This window comes from Arcobacter siniprincipis (SeqCode) (genome assembly GCF_048571125.1).
Taxonomy (GTDB): Bacteria; Campylobacterota; Campylobacteria; order Campylobacterales; family Arcobacteraceae; genus Arcobacter; species Arcobacter siniprincipis.
Map to the genome: position 1 here is coordinate 2501253 of NZ_CP182343.1, position 21536 is coordinate 2522788.

Here is a 21536-nt window from a genome sequence, read left to right on the forward strand (position 1 = left end):
TTTACTCTTTTCCTTTTGGTAAAAATAGAGTAAATTTTGTGCCTTTATTTTGATTTTTTACACTCAATCTACCCTTCATATGATGTTCAATTATAACTTTCGACATATATAACCCTATTCCACTACCTTTTTCTCTTGTACTAAAGTATGGGTCAAATATTTTTTCAAAATATTTTTTCTCTATTCCTCCACCATTATCTAAAATAGTTACTTTATTTTCAATATTTGTAGAACTTATATCAATATGTACATATCCATTTGTCACTTCTTTCTCTATGATTGCCATCATTGAATTATGAACCATATTCATAATAACTTGTCTAAATTCATTTGGGAACCCTAAAACATCTAAAGTAGTATTCTTACTTACTACTATTTTTATATCTATGTTATTTAATTTTAGTTGAACATCAATAAGTCTTATTGCATCTTTAATATTTTTTAGCAAATTAAAAGTCTCTTTTTGTTTTGATATTCTAAAAAATTCTGAAAAGTCATTTATTGTTTGGGACATATAATTAACTTTTTCCATGATTTCTAATTCTATTTCAAAAAGAAGCTCTTTATTTATCTCTTGTGCATTAGAAATGTGTCTTAGTCCTTGGACTATAATACCTAAGCCATTTAGAGGTTGTCTCCATTGATGAGCAATAGAATCAATCATCTCTCCCATAGCTGCAAGTCTTGATTGGTGGCACATAACTTCATATTGTTCTGTTCTTTTTGCAACTTCTAATTCGACTTGTCTTTTTAACTCTTCTTGGTATTTTATATCATCCGTAATATCAGAAGTTATCATTACAATTGTATTTGTTATTTTTACATAACTAAGTGACATACTAGCATTTATATGTTCCCCAGATTTTGAAACGCATACTTTTCTAAAGTTTACAACACTTCCTTCTTTTATAGCTTTTTCTACTGCTGTTTCAGATGCTTTTTTATACTCTTCTGAGGATAATGATATGCATGATTCTTTATATAGTTCTTCCATTGTATAACCCATCATTTTTTGAAAGAAATTATTTGCATATAAAAACATACCATTTTTATTTAATATTGAAATTCCATTTGCAGCTAAATCAAAAACAGCTTGTAATTCCTCTTTTTTAGAGACCAAATCATGCATACTTTTTTTAAGTTCATTTTCCACATTGGAGTATTTAGTAATATCAAAAAAATATAAACCTCCTAATTCACTATTAGGAATTTTTTGAAAACTAACTTCAAAACTAATTTCTTCCCAATAAATATTTATACTTTCTTCTTCTTGGTTTATTAAAGGTTTTAATAAATTATAGTTATTCTTAGAAAAGAGTTTATTCAATTTTTTATTTTTTGCAGAGATATTAAATAATTCAAGCTGTTTACCACAACTTTCTACGATTTTTTCATCATTATCAATAAGTAGGATTATAGTTTTTGGTATTTCATTTAAATTTGCTAATTTCGAATCTTTAAATATCATGTAAACTCCATGGATATATTATAGGAATCACTATAACATAGATTGATAAGATTAACATAAAGAATTTATGAGAAACAAATCATCTTTTTCTGAAACTAAGCGCCTCAAAAATATGTTCTTTTTTTATATTTACATTATTTTCCAAATCAGCAATAGTCCTAGCTACTTTTAAAACTTTGTTAATACTTCTAAAAGAGAGTGAATAATTTTGGGTAGCTTTATTTAAAATATTTTCACCCTCAATATCTAATACACAATATTTTTTGATATCTTCATCTTTTAATTTTCCATTTAAATCACTCTGCCCTCTTTGCATTTGGATTTTAAAAGCATTTAAAACCATTTCATGCATTTTTCTTGAACTTATATCTGCTTTATCATCATAATTTACCTCCGTCATTGTCACAAAAATATCAATTCTGTCACAAAAAGGATCTGATAGTTTTGATTTATATCTTGTAATTTCTAATTCATTACATCTACACTGTTTTGTAGCACTTAATAAATTGCCACAAGGACAAGGATTCATGGCACATGCAAATAAAAACTTTGTTTCATAATTTGTTTTTGAATTTACCCTTGAGATTAATATTTTATTGTCTTCTAGTGGTTCTCTCATTGATTCAAGTATAGCTTTTGGGAAATGTGGAAGTTCATCAAAGAACAATATCCCATTATTTGATAGAGCTATTTCCCCTATTTTAGAATTAATTGTACCTCCTCCAAATATTGATGCTCTTGTTGAAGTATGATGTGGAGACCTAAAAACCGTACTTGCATCAAAGTTTGGCTCAATCAAATTGAGTGAATCTAATTTTGCTTTTTCTAGTATTTGTTCAACTGTTTGTGGTGGCATAATGTATTGTAACCTTTTTATTATCATAGACTTTCCACAACCAGGACTTCCTTCAAATATTATATTATGATTACCACTTACAGCAATTAAAGCTGCCCTTTTCGCTACTTTTTGTCCCTTTACATCCAAAAAATCCAACATATATTTTTTGTTATAATAAAATTGTTTGTTTTTTATAAACAAAGTATTACAAGACATTGTATATGGAGGAACTTTATACTGTTCTTTCTCTTTAGAATTAAAAAACATAATTGCATCATTTAAATTTTTTACACTATATACACTTATATTAGGAATCATTGCAATTTTATCTTCAATAGATTTTGGTACTAATACATTTAGTTTATCAACTTTTTTTGCTAAAGATAATATTGAAGGGAAGATGGAACTATTTTCTTTTAGTGTTCCATCAAGGGCTAATTCTGCAAAAATATAAAAATCATCAAATTTTACTTTGGTGTCATATAAAGCTACAAGTAATGCAATTGATAAATCAAAATGAGTACCATTTTTATTTATATCTGAAGGTGAAAGATTGATAGTGATTTTTTTAGGTGGAGACTTAAAATCATTTGTTAATAAAGCAGATTTTACTCTATCTTTCGACTCTTGAATAGAAGAACTAGCTAATCCAACTATTGAAAAACTAGGTAATCCTTTTGTAAATGTAGCCTCAACATCCACACAAATTGCATCCAATGACTCTAAAGTAGCACTTTTGATAGTTTTCATATAAAATCCATATAATAATTATTTTATTTATTATATGTAATTTTATATTAATTTTTTTGTAATTAAAATATTTATTTAATATTTTATCTAATAAAAGTACCTTTTAATATAGCTGGATTATAATAAACATACATAAATAATATTATCAATAAAATTATCCATGAAGATATATAAATTATCATAGCCTTTTTAGCTTTTTCTTTTTCCTGCCATAATCTAGGCCTAATACCTTTAATAAAAAATACTATTTTACTAGCTAAATTAATGCTAGTTATATTAATCAAAAGCAAAACTCCAGCTCCAATTGCTAAATCGCTATTTCCTGAGCCAATCATAATTCCCAAAACAGCAGCAGGAGGTAATAATGCAGCAGATACCATAACTCCTACTAATACACTAGATAAACCCGTAGTAATTGACAAAGATGCAGCAGCACCTGAAGCTAAAGCAAGAATAAAAGAGTCATAACTAACTTCTGTTCTTGATAATAATTCATGGGCATCAAAAGTTTGATTAAAAATCATTGCAAAAAACATTGGAAGCATTATTGATATAAAAAGACCAAATAGAACTGTTTTACTTGAAGAATACATCAATTTAGTATCCCCAATTGAGGCAGCAAAACTAAATGCAATATTGGGTCCTAGCAGAGGTGCAATAACCATTGCCCCTATAATGATTGCCAAATTATTATGAATAAGTCCTATTGTAGCTACAATTGTAGAAAAAATTAATAAAGAAATATAGTTTGAACTAATATAACTATTTTCTTTCATTTCCTTATATATTGTCTCTTTTGCAGCATTTGCTTCATTTTCTTTTTTTTCTTTTTCTTCTGTTTCTTTAGGTAAATAAGCTTCTATTGGAAGAATCATCACTTTAGAAGTAACTTGATCTCCCATAATATGACAAAAACTATCTATAGCTTTTTGCAAATTATAATCTGATACAATCATTCTTGATACTTGCATACCATCTTTATCTACAGGAGAAAAACGCAAGTCTTTAGCTTTTACATTTTCTGCAATCTTCTTTACAAGTTCATTGCTTGATTCATTTAGAACTACTTCAAGATATTTCATTTAATCTCTTTTGAGTAGTATAAAAAAAACTTTATTTATTTTTTTGGTTTTTCTTATACTCTTTTTCAAATTTCTTTCTTTTCATCAAAGAAAGTTTTTCAATAAAAAGGTGACCTTCAAGGTGGTCCATTTCATGTTGCCATGCAACTGCGGGAAAGTCTTCTGTTTCTACTTTATGATTGTTTCCAAATCTGTCTTGATACTCTACAATTATATGTTGAGCTCTTTTAACATCTTCATTAAATCCAGGAACACTTAAACAACCTTCAGTAAAAACTTGAATTCCATCTTTATGAGTTATTTTTGGATTTATTGCTTCTATTAAAGAGTCTTTTGCTTGAATATCATTTTCATCTGGAATTAAAATAATAAGAACATTAAGGGGAACTGCAACTTGAATTGCAGCAAGTCCTACACCACTTTGAGCAATCATTGTTTCATACATATCATCTAAAAGAGTGTGAAGTTCTTCATCGAACTTCTCCACATCTTTTGATTTTGTTCTAAGTAACTTATTTGGATAAGTTATTACTTCTCTAACCATTGTTTCTCTTACTTGTGATTTGTGATTACTTCGTCAATCAATCCATATTTACAAGCTTCTTCTGCACTCATAAAGTTATCTCTATCTGTATCTTTTTCAATAACTTTTAATGGTTGACCTGTTTGTTCAGAAATCATTTGGTTAAGAGTATCTTTCATCCTTTGAATCTCTTTTGCTTGAATTTGAATATCAGTTGCTTGACCTTGTGCTCCACCTAATGGTTGGTGAATCATAACTCTAGAGTTAGGTAAAGAATATCTTTTACCCTTAACTCCAGAACTTAATAAGAATGCACCCATTGAAGCAGCTTGTCCTATACAAATAGTACAAACATCAGGTTTGATATAGTTCATAGTATCATATATAGACATTCCACTTGTGATAACTCCACCCGGAGAGTTTATGTATAAATAGATATCTTTATCTGGATCTTCAGCTTCTAAGAAAAGTAATTGTGCTACAACTGTAGAAGCAACAGCATCATTTATCTCTCCACTTAACATAATAATTCTATCTTTTAGAAGTCTTGAATAAATATCATAACTTCTTTCACCTCTACCAGATTTTTCTACAACGTATGGAATATAACTCATATAATTTTCCTATTATTAATTTATTTACCTAATTTTTCGTCAAATAATTTATTTAAAACTTTATCTTCAATCATTGACATTTTAATAGCTGGCATATAACCTGCATCTTGGTATTGTTTTAAAACATCTTGAGGATTTTGTCCATTTTGCATTGCTTCATAATAAATCACTTGAGTAACTTCTTGATCATTTACTTCAACACCTTCAGCAGCAGCTAAAGCATCAACAATAAATGTAGCTTTTACTGAAGTTTCAGCATCTGCTTTTAATTCATCTCTAATAGCTTCAACTTTTTCAGCATTTTCTTGAAGTTCTTTAATCTCTTCTTCTGTCATTGTTCTTACTTTGTTATTTAAAGCATAATTAACTTCTTGCTCAACAACGCTTGTTGGTAAAGCAAAGTTAACATTTTCAACTAATTTGTCTAAATATTCAGGTTTTAACTCTTCTCTGTAATATGTATACATTAATTCAGTTTTCATTTGCTCTTCAATTTTTGCTTTTAATGTATCCATTGTAGCATCTTCTTCATTTGGTAACATTTTTTTAGCAAATTCATCATCTAATTCAGCAGCAACTTTTTCTTGAATTTCATGTAAAGTTACTTTAAATGTAGCTTCTTTTCCAGCTAAGTTTTTAGCTTGATAAGTTTCTGGGAAAGTTACAACGATATCTTTTTGTTCTTCATATTTCATTCCTAAAACTTGTTCTTCAAATCCTGGAATAAATGAGTTAGAACCAACTTCTAATGCGTATTTTTCAGCTTTTCCACCTTCAAATGCAACACCATCAACAAAACCTTCGAAATCAATAACAGCGAAGTCACCCTCTTTTACCATTCTTTTTCTTTTGATTTTTTCTAATGGAGCTGAACCTTTTGCAAGATTTTCTAATCTTTCAGTAAGGTCTTTTTTAGCTACTTTTTTCTCTTTAACAGCAGGAATTAATGATTTATAATCACCTAAGTCAAACTTTGGTTTAGAAGATATTTTAACTTCAACATCAATATCACCATTTTCTTTTTTGTCAAATTTACTAACACCTGGCTCACCAATTAATTCATCATTCGCAATTTCTAATTTAGCTAATCCTTCTTGTAATAAATCTCTTAATACTTCGTTAGCTGCATCTTCAGACAATTTTTCACCATATCTAGCTTTAACAACATTTACAGGAACTTTACCTTTTCTAAACCCTTGTATATTCATTGTTTTTGCAGCTTCTTTAGCTATTTTGTCCATTTTTGCGTCGATTGTAGCTTTACTCATAGTTGCAGTTATTTCTGCATTAGCTTCATCAACTCTTTTTGCGTTAAATTCCATTAACTTTTCTCCAATATAATTATTTTGAGCGATTTTATCTAAATTTTACTAAGGCTTTACTAAAATTGTTCATTATATAAATCTACACAAAAGAGTCTCAATGCAATTTTTATACCCTAATGTTCTTTTTTTAATGTTAATTCCCTCTTTAATACTGTTTTTTTTAATTATTACTCAAAAAAGCAAATTTGAAAAAATATTTGATCAAGATGTTTTAAATAGACTTGCAATACCAAATTCAAATCTAACAAAAAAAAGTAGAAATATTTTACTTTTCATAGCACTAATTTTTATGGTAATTGCTCTTGCTAGACCTGTGACAAATGAAAAAGAACAAAATATTAAACAAGAAGTAATTCCTGTGGTTGTAGCAATTGATGCATCAAAATCAATGTTAGCACAAGATGTTCTTCCAAGTAGATTAAAAATGGCAAAGAAAAAAGTATTAGATCTTATCAAATCACCAAATCAACTCTCAATTGGAGTGATAATTTTTGGTCAATCATCATTTATATTATCACCACTTACAAATGATTTTACCTCATTAAATTTTTTACTTCAAAATTTTGATTATGATCTAAATATAAATAATGGTTCAAACATATTTTCAGCACTTGAAGCTTCAAATAAATTGTTAAAAAATTATAAATCAAAAAATATAATTCTATTAACAGATGGGGGTAATGAAGGTGACTACAAAAAAGAAATTGAGTATGCAAATAAAAATAATCAAGATATTTATATCATAACAATTGCTACAAACGAACCAACTCCAATACCATTAAAAGATGGGTATGAAAATGATAAAGACGGTAATATTGCAATGGTAAAACTGAATGAAAGTATAAAAAAACTTAGTTTAAATACAAATGGTGGATATACAAATTATACACTAAATGATGACGATATAAACTCAATCATAAGTGATATTACAAAAAAAGCAAATAAAATAAATATGCAAATAAAAAAACAAAAAACTTATACTGAACTATTTTATTATCCTTTATGCTTAGCTTTAATTTTACTCTTAATTGCCTTTTCATCACTGCCAAATATCAAATCAATTGTAAAATTATCTATTATCATATTCCTTTTTCAAAATATTAATCTACAAGCTTCATTACTAGATTTTAATACTATTAAAGATGCAACAAAAGCTTATAATGAACAAGACTATGAAACTGCTTCTAATAAGTTTAAAGACTTTATAAATACAAACGAAGGCAAATATGATTTTGCTAATTCTTTATACAAAGAAAAAAAATACAAAAGTGCCTTAGATACATATAAAGATATAACAACTAGTAATGAAGAATTAGAGTTCAAAAAACTGCACAATATGGGAAATACTTATGTTAAACTAAATGATTTAGAAAACGCAAAGAAAATGTACGAAAAAGCCTTAAAAATAAAAGAAGACAAAGAGACAAAAGAGAACTTGGAAATTGTAAAAAATGCGATGAAAAATAAAGATAATAAAGATAATAAAGATAATAAAGATAATAAAGACAATAAAGACAAAAAAGAGAATCAAAACGATAAGAATGATAAGAATGATAAGAATGATAAGAATGATAAGAATGATAAAAACACTAAACAAAACAATGAAAAAGATAAACAAAACAAAGAGAAGAAGGGTGATAAAAGTAATCAAGAAAATAAAAATAAGCAAGATAAAAAAGAATCAAATCAAACTAAAATAAAAGAAGATTTATTATCAAATAAAGAAGAGAAAAAGTGGCTTAATTTACTTAAAAATCAGAAAACACCCATCTTACTAAAAAAAGTTGAGACAAAGAACAATTCGGAAAATAGTTCTTCATCTCCTTGGTAATATTAGTAATTAGCTGATTTTCTCATTTGCATCAACTCTCTTTGAACAGAGATGTTGATTTTATCATTTGCTTCAAAATTTAAAGCATAATTTTTCCCATCATAATCTACAGAATTTAGTATGATTTTCATGGCTTCAATTCTTGATAAAAATTTATCATCACTTCTTACAATATGCCATGGTGCACTTCTTGAATTAGTTCGTCTAAGCATTTCATATTTTTTTTCTGAAAACTCACCCCATAAATCTTGAGCTTGCATGTCTACTTCTGAAAATTTCCATTGTCTAAGAGGATCTTCAATTCTTCTATCAAATCTTCTTTTTTGTTCATCTTTAGAAACAGAGAAATATAATTTAATTAATATCATTCCTTGTCTTACTAAATCTTGCTCAAAATTAACAACATCTTCCATAAAGATTTCATGTTCTTCTTGTGTACAAAATCCAAAAATTGGTTCTACCATTGCTCTGTTATACCACGATCTATCAAATAAAACCATCTCTCCACCTGTTGGAAAGTGTTGAATATATCTTTGGAAAAACCATTGATTTCTTTGTGTATCATCGGGCTTACCAAGAGCAACTATTCTGTAATGTTTATTGTTCATATATCTAGTAATTCTTCTGATAGCTCCACCTTTTCCAGATGCATCTCTACCTTCAAAAAGAATAATCATTCTTTTATTTTCTTTTTCTAGATAATCTTGAAGTTTGATTAATTCTATTTGATAATGTTTAAGCTCTTCAAGTTCATAAATCTTTCTTATACCATCTTTCATAACACTTTTAGCAAGAGATTTATAATCACCTAATAAATCTTTCATCTCTTTATTTTGTGATACTACTTTTTCATATTCTTTGGCTGGTAAAGTAGTTTTATTCTCATCTAAAACTTCAATCTTCGGTTCTTCTTCTTGAGCTATAATAATACTATCTTTGTAATTATTCATCAAAGTAATAGCATCTCTTTTAGTAATGTTATCTTTTTTTGAATATCCTAAAACTTTTACATATCTTTTTTTGTCATATTGAAATCTTGCTACATATTTTCTTCCATAAGTTACATGAGCAACTTTTGAAACATATAAACCATTATAATCTGTTTTTTCAAAATCATTTAAATTCATCTATTATACCTTTGCAAATTTATTCTCTTTTTCCATGTACTCAATTTCTTGAGTTCCTGTATTTACCAAGTTTTTGTCTATATTTAATAATTCAGATTCAACTTTATCTGTATATTTTACATTTGTTAAAATATATTTTATGCAGTTTAATCTAGCCAATTTTTTATTATCGCTTCTGATAACAATCCATGGAGCAATATCTGTATTTGAAGCCATTAACATAGAAAATTTAGCTGTCGTGTAATTATCCCAAAGTTTTTGGGATTCTTTATCTACGGGAGAGAGCTTAAATTGTTTTAAAGGATCTATCTCTCTTTTTTTAAATCTTCTTGCTTGCTCTTTTTTTGAAACTGAAAAATAAAATTTAAATAAGATTATTCCTGATTTTACAATCATCTTTTCAAATTCTGGTACTTCTCTTAAAAACTCATGGTGTTCTTCTGTGGTACAAAATCCCATAACAGGTTCAACTCCACCTCTGTTGTACCAAGATCTATCAAAAAAGACCATTTCTCCAGCACTAGGTAGATGTTGAGTGTATCGTTGGAAGTACCATTGTGTTTTTTCTATATCACCTGGTTTCCCAAGAGCCACTATTCTTGCACCTCTAGGATTTAGATGCTCAGTGATTCTTTTTATGGTACCACCTTTACCTGCTGCATCTCTTCCTTCAAAAATCATCAAGACTTTTAAACCCATATCTTTTACATGATTTTGAAATTTTAATAATTCTATTTGTAATAAAGTAAGTTCTTTTTCATATTCTAAGGTCTCTTTTTTTACCCAGATTTGAACTTTTTTACCTTTTTGTTTTAACTCTTTTCTTTTTCTTTTAAAATTTTTTGACTTATGTTTTATATTTTCATGGGTATCAATCTCTTCGTCTTCTTTGAATTCATCTTCAATTATAACTCGCTTTTGTCCCATTTTATTACCTTCTAAATATTAAAGTCTTGCTTTATATTCATTATAACCAAAGTTTTTTACAATTTGGTAACAATCCTCTGCCTTTTTTATTGCAATAGATGGCAACTTAATTCCGTTAAAAGTGGTAGTTTTTACCATCGTATAATGTATCATGTCTTCTAAAATTATTTTATCACCTACTTTTAATGGCTCATCAAATGAATAATCCCCAATAATATCACCAGCTAAACAAGTATTTCCACCTAATCTATAAGTATGGGCTTTAAGACCAGATTCTGCACTATTTCTAATATCAGCTCTATATGGCATAGCAAGAGTATCTGGCATATGAGCTTCTGCTGAAGTATCTAAAATAGCTATGTCCATACCATTATTTACAATATCCAAAACTGTAGCAGTTAAGTATCCTGTTTTCCAACCTACTGCTTCACCTGGTTCTAAATAAACTTCTAAATGTGGATATCTTATTTTAAATTCTTTTAAAAGAGTAACTAATCCATTTATATCATAATCAGCTCTTGTAATATGGTGTCCACCACCAAAGTTTACCCATTTCATTTTAGGTAAAAACTCACCAAACTTTTCTTCAAAACTTTTTAAAGCACCCTCTAGTGCATCTACATTTTGTTCACATAGGGCATGAAAATGAAGACCGTCTACATTGAAAATTGCATCTTTATCAAAATTCTTTTTTGTAATTCCAAGTCTTGAAAATGCCCCACAAGGATTATACAAATCAACCTCAACAGAAGAATATTCTGGATTTAATCTAAGCCCTATAGAAGTTCTACCTATAGCTTTGTTTTCAAATTTTTTTAATTGAGCAATTGAATTAAATACAATGTGATTTGACAGTGACACTATTTCATCAACTTCTTCTTCTTTAAAAGCAGGAGAATAAGTATGAACTTCTCTTCCAAACTCTTTAGATGCCAATAGTGCTTCATGTAATCCAGAAGCACAACACCCGTGTAAATACTCTTTACATAAATCAAATGTTGAATATAATGAAAAACCTTTTAAAGCAAGCAGAATTTTCACACTTGCTTCATCTTGAATTTTTTTTAAAAGTTCAAGATTTTTCTTTAAAAGTTCTTCTTCACATACAAAGCAAGGACTTGGTAAATCTTCAAAAGAATTAACAATATCAGTCATTATACGGCTCAAAATCTTCTTTACTCACACCACAGTCTGGACATTCCCAATCTTCTGGTAAATCTTCAAATGCAGTCCCAGCAGCTATACCGCTATCTTCATCACCAATGGCTGGATCATATATATAATCACATACTTTACAGATATATTTTTGCATAATTTGTCCTTTAAAAATGTTCCATTTTTCAAGGGAACCTTATATTTTTAACTTCTTTTAACGATGGAAATAAATTCCATCTAAAGAAGCAAAGCCTAAAGAAAGTAACGAGTTACTTTTTAAAATGTTTTATTTATAGTTCAACTATTTTCCAAGGAAGACCTTGTTCCATTAATTCATCCATAAATGGTTTAGCATCAAATTCTTCGATGTTGAATACACCTTTGTTTTTCCAAATACCTTTATAAAGCAGTTTTGAACCAATCATTGCAGGAACTCCTGTAGTATAACTTACAGCTTGTGCACCTGTTTCTTTGTAACACTCTTGGTGATCACAAATATTGTAAATATAAACTTTTTTAGCTTTACCATCTTTTACACCTTCTATGATACACCCAATGTTTGTTTTTCCAACAGTTCTTGGCCCTAAACTTGAAGGATCTGGTAGTAATGTAGTTAAAAATTCTATTGGAATAATTTCTACACCTTTATGCATAACAGGCTCAATTCCTAACATACCTACATTTTGTAAACAATTCATATGTTGTATATAAGAATCCCCAAATGTCATAAAGAATCTAATTCTTTTTAGACCTTTAATATTTTTTGACAATGATTCCAACTCTTCATGATATAAAAGATAAGATGGCTTTACACCAACTTCAGGATAATCATGATCAACTCTTATTTCTAGTGGCTTTGTTTCTATCCATTCCCCAACACCTTCATCATTTTTTTGCCAATATCTACCATTTGCAGATACTTCTCTAAGATTGATTTCTGGATTAAAGTTTGTAGCAAAAGGGTATCCATGATCACCTGCATTACAATCCATAATATCAATGTAGTGGATTTCATCAAAAAGATTTTGTTGAGCATAAGCACAAAAAACACCAGTAACTCCTGGGTCAAAACCTGAACCTAATAATCCCATAATATCAGCATCTTTAAACTGATCATTTCTTGCCCATTGTTCTTTATATTCAAATTTTGCAACATCTGGATGTTCATAATTTGCAGTATCCACATAATCAACACCACATTTTGTACAAGCATCCATGATTGTTAAATCTTGGTATGGTAATGCCACATTTAAAACTAATTTTGGATTAACTTTTTCAATAAGTATTACTAAATCATCAACACTATCAGCATCTACAGAAGCTACAGAGATCTCTACATTTTGATTTTTTAAAATGTCATCTCTAATTGATTCACATTTTGAAATAGTTCTTGAAGCTAATGTAATTTTTTCAAATGTATCTATATTCATCGCACACTTAACAGTTGCAACCCGACTAACTCCACCAGCACCAATAATTAATATACCTTTTTTCATAAAAACCTCTACTTTTAAAATTGTTAATATTATATTAAAATAATAGTTAAAGAACAACAAGGTTACCAAAATTTGGTTAAAATTTAATTACACAAATATAAATTTTATTTAAAGGAATTTAAGATATACTTCTTCTCTTTGATATGGGGATGACTTGGTATCGATTAGAGCAGTGAGGATTGGTTGCATGTCGGCCTGAACATGCCGTTATACGGTTCATTTTTTTTAGACGCAAATAATACAAATTACGCTCCAGCTTACGCTAAAGTAGCATAAGTTAAACACAGACTCGCCTAACGGCTTGAGACTTTGGAGGTTTCCACTACAGATTCTATCTATGTAGTATTACGGAGATTCACCCTAGATAGATTATCATTTTAGAGTTGATTTGACTATTTTGAGACATTTAAAATCTTAGCTTCACAATATGCCTTGCAGGTTGAGTTGTTGTAAAGTGAAATTCTTCAACCTTTTACTAAACATGTAGACGCTGGTAGTAGCTGTTTTAAGACTCCGGTTCAATTCCGGACATCTCCACCATTACAAAAGTCCCAATTAATAAAAGTCCATTAAATCTTCTAAAAATAAAACTTTTTATAAAATTATTAACAGATAGTTAGATAAAATATATCAACTATTGATTAGTAGGGATTATGCTATCTGCATTTATTGCATCAATGTCAGTTTTTGTTTCTATTGAAAATTTTAAATTGTAATAAAATAACTCACATTTCGACCTTTTGTTCCTAAAGTTTGTTTAATACAGCCTTTTACAATTAAATCTTTAATATCACGAGATGCAGTTGCAGATGTAGTTTTTGCGATTGCTTCATATTTTCTTTTATTTAAGCCACCTTCAAAGTTTTCTGCACCTTTATCTAATATTTTATTTAGTACCTTGATTTGTCTGGCATTTAAATTACTATCTCTGTGCTTATCCCAAAAATTTGTTTTATCTATAATATGCAGTAAACTTTTTTTAGCATCACACAAAGACTCATATAATGCTTCCAAAAACCATACTATCCACAGAGTTATATCCAATCCCTTGTTATCTTTTATATAATGTCCTGTTGTTAAATCCAATGTTTTATAATACTCTTTTCTATGCTTAAATATTGTTGTAGAAATAGAATAAAGTTTTGAAAACTCTGATTGTTCAATTTTAGATAAAACTAAGTCTGTTATGGCTCTTGCAATTCTTCCATTACCATCATCCATAGGATGAATAATTAAAAACCATAAGTGTGCAATAGCTGCTTTGATTAATGAAGTTTTTTCAGAATTAAACCACTCTAGATATTGACTAATTTCTTTATCTAATTGTTTTCTTGGTGGTGCTATATAATGAGTTTGCTCTTGTCCTATAGCTCCTGAAACTACTTTCATCTCATCTATATCCCTAAATTTTGCCACATTTATTTTACTAATACCACTGTAGCCTGTAGGAAAAATAGAATTGTGCCATCCAAATATTTTTTCTAATTCAAGTGATTGATTATAATTTGTATTTGCATCAATTAAGATTTCAACTATACCATCAGTATAAATATCACTTTTATATGTTTCTAAATTTTCTATACCAAGCTTACGACCAATAGATGCTCTTACACTATCTCTTTTTAATTTTTCACCCTCTATTGCAGAAGTATTTATTACTTCATTTGATAAGGCTTCAAATTGTCGCTCTTTTAAGTTTTCATTATTAAGTAAACTTGTAAAAGCAATAAGTTCACCTTGTTTTGCTGATACCTTTTCAATAATTGGCAATAGCTTCTTTTCGTCATATATAAAGTTTGGATAATTATCTTTTTGCCAAATCCATCTTTTCATGTTTTACCTTGATACAATTAATTTTCATAATCATATCATAAATGATACGATTAATTCAACTTATTCATATCAATTATAAGATTTTTATATTATTCATCAAAAAAACTGGTATTGCAAGAAGTACACTATGTCTATGGGTAAATGAGAAGAAATTTCCAAAACCTATAAAACTAAGTCCTAGAATTACAGTATGGGAAGAAGATAAAATCGAAAATTGGATGAAAGAAAGATTTTTTAAAACATATTTAAAAGATTGTGTGCCTTTAGATGAAAGAATAGCTATATTTACTGCTGGTTCAAGTGGTTCTGGAAAAACTGAATTTGCAGAATTTATAATAGAACAAGAAAAAAATTTACTTCATTTAGATATTGATTCAATAAGAGAATATTTCACTCCACTTGGATACGATGGTTCAAACAGTAAATTATTTCAAAAGCCTTCTAGTTGGGGAGTTCATTTTTTATTTGATGAAGCTATAAAGAAAAAAGGGCTATCAGTAATTATGGATTCAAACTTTTCTAGTTTAGAATTAGCAAGAAGAAATATTAAAAGTTTAATGAAAAGAGGATATAATATAGAGGTATATTACATCTATGATCATTTAAAAAAATGTTTTTTATATACAAAGAAAAGAGAAGCAATTACAAAAAGAGTTGTTCCCGAAGATGTTTTTTTTAATAGTGTAGTTAAATCAAGAGAAACTGTTATAACTATAAAAAAAGAATATGGGGATGATATAATATTAAATCTGATTGATAAAACTACTAATTCAGAGTATTCAGATATTTCAGTAATTGAATTTGAAAGAATAATACCTGTGTTTAAAGGAGAATTTTAATGATTACTAAAAATAATAAAAAGATAGAAAATAAAAATAAAAGTAAATATTTAAAAAATGCAATAAAGTCAATTAATTCAAAACAAGAGCTAACTATACAAAAAGCTAACCAAATTATTGGTGATGTAGAAAATTTTGAGAAAGAAATAACTAAAAAATTTTATTCTTACTCTTAATTTTTAGGGTACTTTTTAGATGTTTTTATCTTTAATTAGTATAAAAAATTCCATAAATTGGGACGCTTTAATCTCGAAATATGAAACCATACTGTAGTGACTTGTGATAAAGCCCGAAATTGCAATTCATCAAATTTTAGGGTACTTTTTAGGGGTATTTTAAAAATAAAATTCTTCAAAGCCCGATATAGATTCAACTTCGAGTGACCACATCCCACCAAAAATATAAAAATTAATCCTTTGAAGTTCTATTTTTACCTTCGTGTTTTGACACATACATTAACTTATCTATTCTTTCATATATAGAAGCTGGGGTATCATTTTCTCTTACTTGTGTAATTCCTATACTTATAGTAACTTTTTTATTTTCAACTAGATTCATATTAGATACATCGACTCTAATTTTTTCAATAACAACAAGAGCTTCTTCAAGTAATGTTTTAGGGAAAAGTATTACAAATTCTTCTCCTCCTACTCTAAAAATAAAATCTGTTTTTCTTATATGCTGTTTTATATATTTTGTCATATCAATTAGTACTCTATCACCAATATCATGTCCAAATGTATCATTTATATATTTAAAATCATCTATATCATACATAGCAATACAAAATTCATTTTTATATCTATAGTATAAATCAAACTTCTCTTCTATTCTTTCATTAAATGCTTTTCTGTTAAAAATATTTGTAAGTTCATCATGATAAGCTTCTTTTTTTAACTTTTCATGTGCTTCATGGAGTTCTGTAATATCTCTGCATATTGCTAATATCCCCTCTTTTTTTGTTTTCTTATATTTAAAAGGTATTACTTTTGATTGAAGAATTATTTTTTTATTTTCATATATTACACACTCATGATTTATCTGTATTGAATTTAAATTAATAGCTTCCATGTCCCTTTTTCTAAATAATTTGGCATATTCTTTAGAAAAAAGTTCAAAATCATTTTTCCCTATTATTTCAGGTTTCTTTTTGCCAACAAACTTTTCAAAGCTTTTGTTACAGCCTAAGTATCTAAACTTATTATCTTTGTATAATATAAAATCGTCTGTAGCATCTATTACTGTTTGCAATTGTTCTTTTAACTGTTTATTTTTCTTTAATATAAAAAGTACAATTAGAAATACTATTATAATAAAAAATAAGATTATAAAAAATAGTTTTTGTTTTGCAGGAGAGATTTCTAGATTCATTGTTTTATGTGGATTTTCATCATATATAAAAGAATCAATATCTATATCATTTTTTACTAAACCAAATAATTTAAATACATTAAAAATACTTTGTAATTTTTTATTACTTATATCACCTATATCTGTATTGTTTGCATATGCTAATTTTTCTAAAATCTCACCTTCTTTTATAAGATGAATATATGATTTATTTTGAGAATTATATTTTTTATATATTATTTCTGCAGTTTCTGCTTTGTGTTCAAAGGCATATTTCCAGCCTTTTATACTTGCTTCATAAAAATCCTTTGTTATTTTCGGATTATTTATTATAAATGAATTAGAAGTAAAAAGAATGTCACTATAAAAATCAAATCCATAATCTTTTGGTTTAAAAATTTTATATTTAATCTCTTTTTCATCTAAGTTGATTGGTTCATTTGATAAGTATGATGCCATAGCATCTGTATTTCTTGAGATTAAATCATCTAATTTGAAGGAATGCCTTTGGATTGTAAAATCATTTTTATTTAATCCATTAGCACTTAACATTGCTAGAAGTGATGCTGAAAAAGCTGCATCTGGGGTAATCATGATTTTTTTATTTTTTAAATCACGAACACTAACTATATTCGAATCTTTTCTTACCAAAAGCATCAAAGGTGATTCTTGAAATATTGCACCTAAAGCAACAACATCTTCACCTTTTGCTTTTTCTATTAGTAAGGAAGACCGTCCTATCGCAAAATCTACTTTTTTAGTCTTAATTAAGTTTATCAAATCTGTATTAAAAGTGTATTCTTTAATATCAACATCAAGACCTACATCTTTATAAAAACCCTTTTCTTTTGCAATATAATAACCTGCAAATTGAAACTGATTTAGCCAATTCAATTGAAGAATTATTTTTTTAGACTCATTAGCAAACAATAAAATTGGAAAAATAATAAATAAAAATAATGCCTTTTTCATTAATAGACCTTTTAATAATTATCTTATAGTAACCTTTTTATTATTATTTTTTATTTACATAAAAAAAGTAATTAATCTTTTTGAGTTCTTGGCCTTCTTTGTCTATTTGATCTACTGTCTGTTCTTGATTGACTAGGTTTTGAAGAAGCAAATTTTGAGTTGCTAGAAGACTCTTTAAATTTTTTACCTTCGTTACTTAGCTTTCCTTTTGGAGAAGATGATTTTTCACTTCTTTTTGGCTCATCACTATTTCTGAAAGGTTTTTTATCTCTTCTTCTATTATTTTCACTTGAAAACTCTTTTTTAGGTGTACTTCGTGAATTTGAGTTATTTCTGCCCTTATTTCTACCATTATTAATTGGTTCTGCTTTTATACTAGGATCTACTTCAAAACCTTCTATTAAAACTTTTTTTATAGAAGTTTTGATAAGTTTTTCGATTCCTCTTAAATAATCAAGTTCATCAACACATACTAAAGATACAGCCTGACCTTCATTTCCAGCTCTTCCTGTTCTTCCAATTCTATGAACATAATCTTCTGCAACATTTGGTAATTCAAAATTAACAACATGTGGAAGTTGATCAATATCTATTCCCCTCGCTGCAATATCAGTTGCCACAAGTACTCTTACAGCTCCTGCTTTAAAATCAGCCAATGCTTTTGTTCTAGCACCTTGGGATTTATTTCCATGAATTGCAGTAGCACTTATTCCATCAATTTCTAATTGTTGGCTAAGTTTGTTTGCACCATGTTTTGTTCTTGTAAATACAAGTACTTGTTTCCAATTACCCTCTTTTATAAGTTTTGATAAAAGTGATTTTTTTCTATCTTTGTCTACTAAATGAATAACTTGAGATACCATTTCAGATGAAGTATTTCTTCTAGCTACTTCTATTAATTTTGGTTTATTTAGTATTCCATCAGATAATTTTTTAATCTCATCGGAAAATGTTGCAGAAAATAGAAGATTTTGTCTATGAGAAGGTAAAAGAGCAAGTACTTTTCTTATATCTCTTATAAATCCCATATCTAACATTCTATCTGCTTCATCAAGGATAAAATGTTCAACATGTGAGATATCTATTGTTTTTTGTTCAATATGGTCTAACAGTCTTCCAGGCGTTGCAATAACTATATCAACTCCTTTTCTAATAAGTGCTTTTTGTGGATTTATTCCAACTCCACCAAAAATAACTGCTGTTTTCAATGGAAGATATTTCCCATAATCATCAACACTTTGAGCAACTTGAGCTGCTAATTCTCGTGTTGGTGTTAAAATTAATGCTCTGATTTCTGGCTTAGTTGTTTTTGACTCTTTGCTACTTAATAGTTGTAATAAAGGAAGTGTAAATCCAGCAGTTTTACCAGTACCCGTTTGAGCACCTGCTAAAACATCGTGTTTTTCTAAAATAATAGGAATGGCCTGTTCTTGAATAGGACTTGGTTTTGTATAACCTTTATCCTTAATTGCTTTTAATAATGGTTCAATTAAACCAAGTTCTTTAAATGTCATAAATGCCTTTTGTAAATATATGTTGTTTTGCTGATTGGTTTTTCGTAAGGATTACTAGAAACGAAGAGTAATATATTTTTTTTTGATTATAGCATATATATTTGAATATTACTCAAATATGTATTAATCATTTATTCTTCTACCTTTGTTAGGAAGTAGATTTTTTCTTTTTTGGATTTTTTTTACTTATTATTTTAAATTTATCAATCTCTTTTTTAATAGTTATAAATTTTCTATAATTTGTTTTTGTCTTTTCTATAAAAAACTTGATATAATCAAACCACTTATACAATAGTATAAATTATTTTAATAAAAGGCAAATATATGGGGAATATTGATCAAATTATAATATTAATACTTACACTAGTATCAGCAATACTTACGTGGAAGATGGTCTTTGATTTTTATAAAACAAAAATTCATAAAGTAATTACTCACCTTATTGCAGTTATTACTGCTTCATTTATGCTTTTATCTACCACTATTTTATTTATAAATCAAGATTATCAAAGGGGAAGTAATGAACCACAAATGGTGTTAAGTTTTTCTTCAGTTGGTATTTTATTTATCATGTTATTAATTTTATACATATTTTTTAGATATATCCCTTCGAGAAAATAAATGTTTTTTTTAATACCAGAGGATAAAAGAGTTTTAATATTTTATATATTAGTAATAATATGTGGAGTTTTTCTGGACTACTTAGGGATTATTGCTACTGAAAAATTTATTGGTATAGTAATGATTGCAGGGATTTTATTTTTTGTTATAAGAACTCTTATTTTTGGTTATTGTACAAAGAATTGTGATGAAGAAAAAAAAGAAGAGGAAAATAAATAAAATATTAATTGATAACAAGTATCAATATTAACATTACTTTAAGTTTACTTCCAATACAATTTTAATAATTATTATCAATAAGTACTATTTATTTGAAAATATAAATTAAAACTAAGGAAGTATTATGAGTGTTTTAGTTATTGGCGGGGATAAAATATCTACTATAATATCTACGTTAGAAGATTTAGGAGCAAGTTCTATTAGGCATTGGGATGCAAGAAAAAAATCATCTGCACCAAAGAAAAAAATTCCACAAGATACTGATTGTATTATCATGCTTACATCATTTTTAAATCATAATGTTATGCACAAATATAAAAATATTGCAAAAAAACAAAATATACCATATATTTGTACAAAGCACTCTTCTAATTGTGTTTATGATGAATATAAAAAAATGATTGATTCAAATAATTGTGGAGATTGCGATTTAAATTGCAATAAAAGAAAAAATGAAAATTATTAAAAAATTTCAAAAAATAAAAGAAGCTATTAAGCATAACTTGTATTTACAATCAGTGGAATAATATTTAAGGATTTACCCTTAAATATTATTGACAATCACTGCATTTACCTAAAAGTTGCATAACATGGTTTGTAATTACAAAACCCTTTTCTTTTGCTATTTTAGTCTGTCTTTTTTCTATCTCTTCATCCATAAACTCAACTATTTTTCCACAAGAAACACATATTAAATGGTCATGATGATTTTTAGTATTTGATTCGTATTTTTTACCATCTGTTCCAAATGTGATTGATGTTATTAAATAAACTTCTTCTAAAAATGATAAAGATCTATATACAGTTGCTATTCCAATATTTGAATCAGGATTAGCATTTTTAACTTCATTGTAAATTTCTTCAGCAGTCAAATGGCCTTTTGCATTTAAAAGTACTTCAAGAACGATCTCTCTTTGTTCAGTGTATTTAAGGCCTTTTTGCTTTACAATTTTTTTAAGTTCTTCTTTTATATCTTCAAACTCTTCATTATTATTATTCATTAATTATTCCTTTTGATTTAAACATAATAGTATAACAAATAAAAGTAAAAA

Annotated in this window: 21 protein-coding genes and 1 other RNA gene; 7 read left to right on the top strand and 15 right to left on the bottom strand. The window is 27.6% G+C overall.

Annotated features, from left to right (window positions below; genetic code table 11):
- Position 1: 1 nt before the first annotated feature.
- From ACNI3D_RS12775 to tig, 6 genes are all read right to left on the bottom strand, one after another.
- Positions 2 to 1468, bottom strand: coding sequence for a PAS domain-containing sensor histidine kinase (locus ACNI3D_RS12775; protein ID WP_419767283.1), 1467 nt, complete (start codon positions 1466 to 1468; stop codon positions 2 to 4).
- Between the two features lie 79 nt (positions 1469 to 1547).
- On the bottom strand, positions 1548 to 3056 hold the full coding sequence (locus tag ACNI3D_RS12780) for a YifB family Mg chelatase-like AAA ATPase (protein WP_419767284.1): 1509 nt from the start codon (positions 3054 to 3056) through the stop codon (positions 1548 to 1550).
- A gap of 83 nt (positions 3057 to 3139) precedes the next feature.
- Positions 3140 to 4138 carry a TIGR00341 family protein gene (locus tag ACNI3D_RS12785; protein ID WP_419767285.1) on the bottom strand — a complete coding sequence of 333 codons (999 nt, stop codon included), beginning with the start codon at positions 4136 to 4138 and terminating at the stop codon, positions 3140 to 3142.
- A gap of 31 nt (positions 4139 to 4169) precedes the next feature.
- Entirely contained in the window at positions 4170 to 4682 is a 513-nt protein-coding gene (def, locus tag ACNI3D_RS12790) for a peptide deformylase (RefSeq protein WP_129101766.1), read from the bottom strand.
- Between the two features lie 8 nt (positions 4683 to 4690).
- Complete coding sequence (gene clpP / locus ACNI3D_RS12795; RefSeq protein ID WP_129101767.1) at positions 4691 to 5275, bottom strand: ATP-dependent Clp endopeptidase proteolytic subunit ClpP; 585 nt, start codon at positions 5273 to 5275, stop codon at positions 4691 to 4693.
- A 20-nt stretch (positions 5276 to 5295) separates the two neighbouring features.
- On the bottom strand, positions 5296 to 6597 hold the full coding sequence (gene tig / locus ACNI3D_RS12800; protein WP_375724433.1) for a trigger factor: 1302 nt from the start codon (positions 6595 to 6597) through the stop codon (positions 5296 to 5298).
- A 100-nt stretch (positions 6598 to 6697) separates the two neighbouring features.
- Between tig and ACNI3D_RS12805 the strand changes: the two genes are divergently transcribed.
- Positions 6698 to 8431, top strand: coding sequence for a vWA domain-containing protein (locus tag ACNI3D_RS12805; RefSeq protein WP_419767286.1), 1734 nt, complete (start codon positions 6698 to 6700; stop codon positions 8429 to 8431).
- A gap of 2 nt (positions 8432 to 8433) precedes the next feature.
- Here the strand turns inward: ACNI3D_RS12805 and ppk2 (ACNI3D_RS12810) are convergent, their stop codons facing one another.
- From ppk2 (ACNI3D_RS12810) to ACNI3D_RS12830, 5 genes are all read right to left on the bottom strand, one after another.
- Entirely contained in the window at positions 8434 to 9558 is a 1125-nt protein-coding gene (gene ppk2 / locus ACNI3D_RS12810) for a polyphosphate kinase 2 (protein WP_129101770.1), read from the bottom strand.
- Between the two features lie 3 nt (positions 9559 to 9561).
- Positions 9562 to 10485, bottom strand: a complete 924-nt coding sequence (gene ppk2 / locus ACNI3D_RS12815) for a polyphosphate kinase 2 (protein WP_258238729.1) — start codon at positions 10483 to 10485, stop codon at positions 9562 to 9564.
- A gap of 18 nt (positions 10486 to 10503) precedes the next feature.
- The gene (gene nspC / locus ACNI3D_RS12820) at positions 10504 to 11640 is read right to left on the bottom strand and encodes a carboxynorspermidine decarboxylase (RefSeq protein ID WP_419768996.1); all 1137 of its coding nucleotides are present in this window, start codon (positions 11638 to 11640) and stop codon (positions 10504 to 10506) included.
- Complete coding sequence (gene rd, locus ACNI3D_RS12825; RefSeq protein WP_129101772.1) at positions 11633 to 11797, bottom strand: rubredoxin; 165 nt, start codon at positions 11795 to 11797, stop codon at positions 11633 to 11635. Before rd ends, nspC begins: the two co-directional genes overlap by 8 nt.
- A 133-nt stretch (positions 11798 to 11930) precedes the next feature.
- The gene (locus tag ACNI3D_RS12830) at positions 11931 to 13136 is read right to left on the bottom strand and encodes a saccharopine dehydrogenase family protein (protein WP_129101773.1); all 1206 of its coding nucleotides are present in this window, start codon (positions 13134 to 13136) and stop codon (positions 11931 to 11933) included.
- A 145-nt stretch (positions 13137 to 13281) separates the two neighbouring features.
- Between ACNI3D_RS12830 and ssrA the strand changes: the two genes are divergently transcribed.
- Positions 13282 to 13676: a transfer-messenger RNA gene (gene ssrA / locus ACNI3D_RS12835) on the top strand.
- Positions 13677 to 13841: 165 nt separating this feature from the next.
- Here the strand turns inward: ssrA and ACNI3D_RS12840 are convergent.
- Complete coding sequence (locus ACNI3D_RS12840; protein ID WP_419767287.1) at positions 13842 to 14969, bottom strand: Fic family protein; 1128 nt, start codon at positions 14967 to 14969, stop codon at positions 13842 to 13844.
- A 41-nt stretch (positions 14970 to 15010) separates the two neighbouring features.
- Between ACNI3D_RS12840 and ACNI3D_RS12845 the strand changes: the two genes are divergently transcribed.
- Both ACNI3D_RS12845 and ACNI3D_RS12850 read left to right on the top strand, forming a co-directional pair.
- Entirely contained in the window at positions 15011 to 15808 is a 798-nt protein-coding gene (locus tag ACNI3D_RS12845) for a zeta toxin family protein (RefSeq protein ID WP_419767288.1), read from the top strand.
- Complete coding sequence (locus ACNI3D_RS12850) at positions 15808 to 15984, top strand: hypothetical protein (RefSeq protein WP_419767289.1); 177 nt, start codon at positions 15808 to 15810, stop codon at positions 15982 to 15984. Before ACNI3D_RS12845 ends, ACNI3D_RS12850 begins: the two co-directional genes overlap by 1 nt.
- A 232-nt stretch (positions 15985 to 16216) precedes the next feature.
- Here ACNI3D_RS12850 and ACNI3D_RS12855 read toward each other — a convergent pair whose 3' ends face one another.
- Positions 16217 to 18130, bottom strand: a complete 1914-nt coding sequence (locus ACNI3D_RS12855; RefSeq protein ID WP_419767290.1) for an ABC transporter substrate-binding protein — start codon at positions 18128 to 18130, stop codon at positions 16217 to 16219.
- A 71-nt stretch (positions 18131 to 18201) separates the two neighbouring features.
- On the bottom strand, positions 18202 to 19644 hold the full coding sequence (locus ACNI3D_RS12860; RefSeq protein ID WP_419767291.1) for a DEAD/DEAH box helicase: 1443 nt from the start codon (positions 19642 to 19644) through the stop codon (positions 18202 to 18204).
- Between the two features lie 324 nt (positions 19645 to 19968).
- Here ACNI3D_RS12860 and ACNI3D_RS12865 point away from each other — a divergent pair, with 324 nt between their 5' ends.
- From ACNI3D_RS12865 to ACNI3D_RS12875, 3 genes are all read left to right on the top strand, one after another.
- Entirely contained in the window at positions 19969 to 20265 is a 297-nt protein-coding gene (locus ACNI3D_RS12865) for a hypothetical protein (RefSeq protein WP_129101707.1), read from the top strand.
- Positions 20266 to 20484: a hypothetical protein gene (locus tag ACNI3D_RS12870; protein ID WP_419767292.1), complete on the top strand. Its 219-nt coding sequence runs from the start codon at positions 20266 to 20268 to the stop codon at positions 20482 to 20484.
- Between the two features lie 124 nt (positions 20485 to 20608).
- Complete coding sequence (locus ACNI3D_RS12875) at positions 20609 to 20950, top strand: DUF2325 domain-containing protein (RefSeq protein ID WP_129101709.1); 342 nt, start codon at positions 20609 to 20611, stop codon at positions 20948 to 20950.
- A gap of 85 nt (positions 20951 to 21035) precedes the next feature.
- On the opposite strand, the gene ACNI3D_RS12880 is transcribed toward ACNI3D_RS12875, so the two are convergent.
- Positions 21036 to 21485, bottom strand: a complete 450-nt coding sequence (locus ACNI3D_RS12880) for a Fur family transcriptional regulator (protein WP_419767293.1) — start codon at positions 21483 to 21485, stop codon at positions 21036 to 21038.
- Between the last annotated feature and the right edge of the window lie 51 nt (positions 21486 to 21536).

Bases quoted from the DNA above. Each gene is read 5' to 3' on its own strand.
- def (WP_129101766.1), bottom strand. From the start codon at position 4,682: ATGGTTAGAGAAGTAATAACTTATCCAAATAAGTTACTTAGAACAAAA.
- ACNI3D_RS12875 (WP_129101709.1), top strand. From the start codon at position 20,609: ATGAGTGTTTTAGTTATTGGCGGGGATAAAATATCTACTATAATATCT.
- ACNI3D_RS12870 (WP_419767292.1), top strand. From the start codon at position 20,266: ATGTTTTTTTTAATACCAGAGGATAAAAGAGTTTTAATATTTTATATA.
- ACNI3D_RS12830 (WP_129101773.1), bottom strand. From the start codon at position 13,136: ATGAAAAAAGGTATATTAATTATTGGTGCTGGTGGAGTTAGTCGGGTT.
- ACNI3D_RS12850 (WP_419767289.1), top strand. From the start codon at position 15,808: ATGATTACTAAAAATAATAAAAAGATAGAAAATAAAAATAAAAGTAAA.
- ACNI3D_RS12840 (WP_419767287.1), bottom strand. From the start codon at position 14,969: ATGAAAAGATGGATTTGGCAAAAAGATAATTATCCAAACTTTATATAT.
- ACNI3D_RS12775 (WP_419767283.1), bottom strand. From the start codon at position 1,468: ATGATATTTAAAGATTCGAAATTAGCAAATTTAAATGAAATACCAAAA.
- ACNI3D_RS12860 (WP_419767291.1), bottom strand. From the start codon at position 19,644: ATGACATTTAAAGAACTTGGTTTAATTGAACCATTATTAAAAGCAATT.
- ppk2 (WP_258238729.1), bottom strand. From the start codon at position 10,485: ATGGGACAAAAGCGAGTTATAATTGAAGATGAATTCAAAGAAGACGAA.
- clpP (WP_129101767.1), bottom strand. From the start codon at position 5,275: ATGAGTTATATTCCATACGTTGTAGAAAAATCTGGTAGAGGTGAAAGA.
- nspC (WP_419768996.1), bottom strand. From the start codon at position 11,640: ATGACTGATATTGTTAATTCTTTTGAAGATTTACCAAGTCCTTGCTTT.
- ACNI3D_RS12785 (WP_419767285.1), bottom strand. From the start codon at position 4,138: ATGAAATATCTTGAAGTAGTTCTAAATGAATCAAGCAATGAACTTGTA.
- tig (WP_375724433.1), bottom strand. From the start codon at position 6,597: ATGGAATTTAACGCAAAAAGAGTTGATGAAGCTAATGCAGAAATAACT.
- ACNI3D_RS12880 (WP_419767293.1), bottom strand. From the start codon at position 21,485: ATGAATAATAATAATGAAGAGTTTGAAGATATAAAAGAAGAACTTAAA.
- ppk2 (WP_129101770.1), bottom strand. From the start codon at position 9,558: ATGAATTTAAATGATTTTGAAAAAACAGATTATAATGGTTTATATGTT.
- ACNI3D_RS12855 (WP_419767290.1), bottom strand. From the start codon at position 18,130: ATGAAAAAGGCATTATTTTTATTTATTATTTTTCCAATTTTATTGTTT.
- ACNI3D_RS12865 (WP_129101707.1), top strand. From the start codon at position 19,969: ATGGGGAATATTGATCAAATTATAATATTAATACTTACACTAGTATCA.
- ACNI3D_RS12780 (WP_419767284.1), bottom strand. From the start codon at position 3,056: ATGAAAACTATCAAAAGTGCTACTTTAGAGTCATTGGATGCAATTTGT.
- rd (WP_129101772.1), bottom strand. From the start codon at position 11,797: ATGCAAAAATATATCTGTAAAGTATGTGATTATATATATGATCCAGCC.
- ACNI3D_RS12845 (WP_419767288.1), top strand. From the start codon at position 15,011: ATGATACGATTAATTCAACTTATTCATATCAATTATAAGATTTTTATA.
- ACNI3D_RS12805 (WP_419767286.1), top strand. From the start codon at position 6,698: ATGCAATTTTTATACCCTAATGTTCTTTTTTTAATGTTAATTCCCTCT.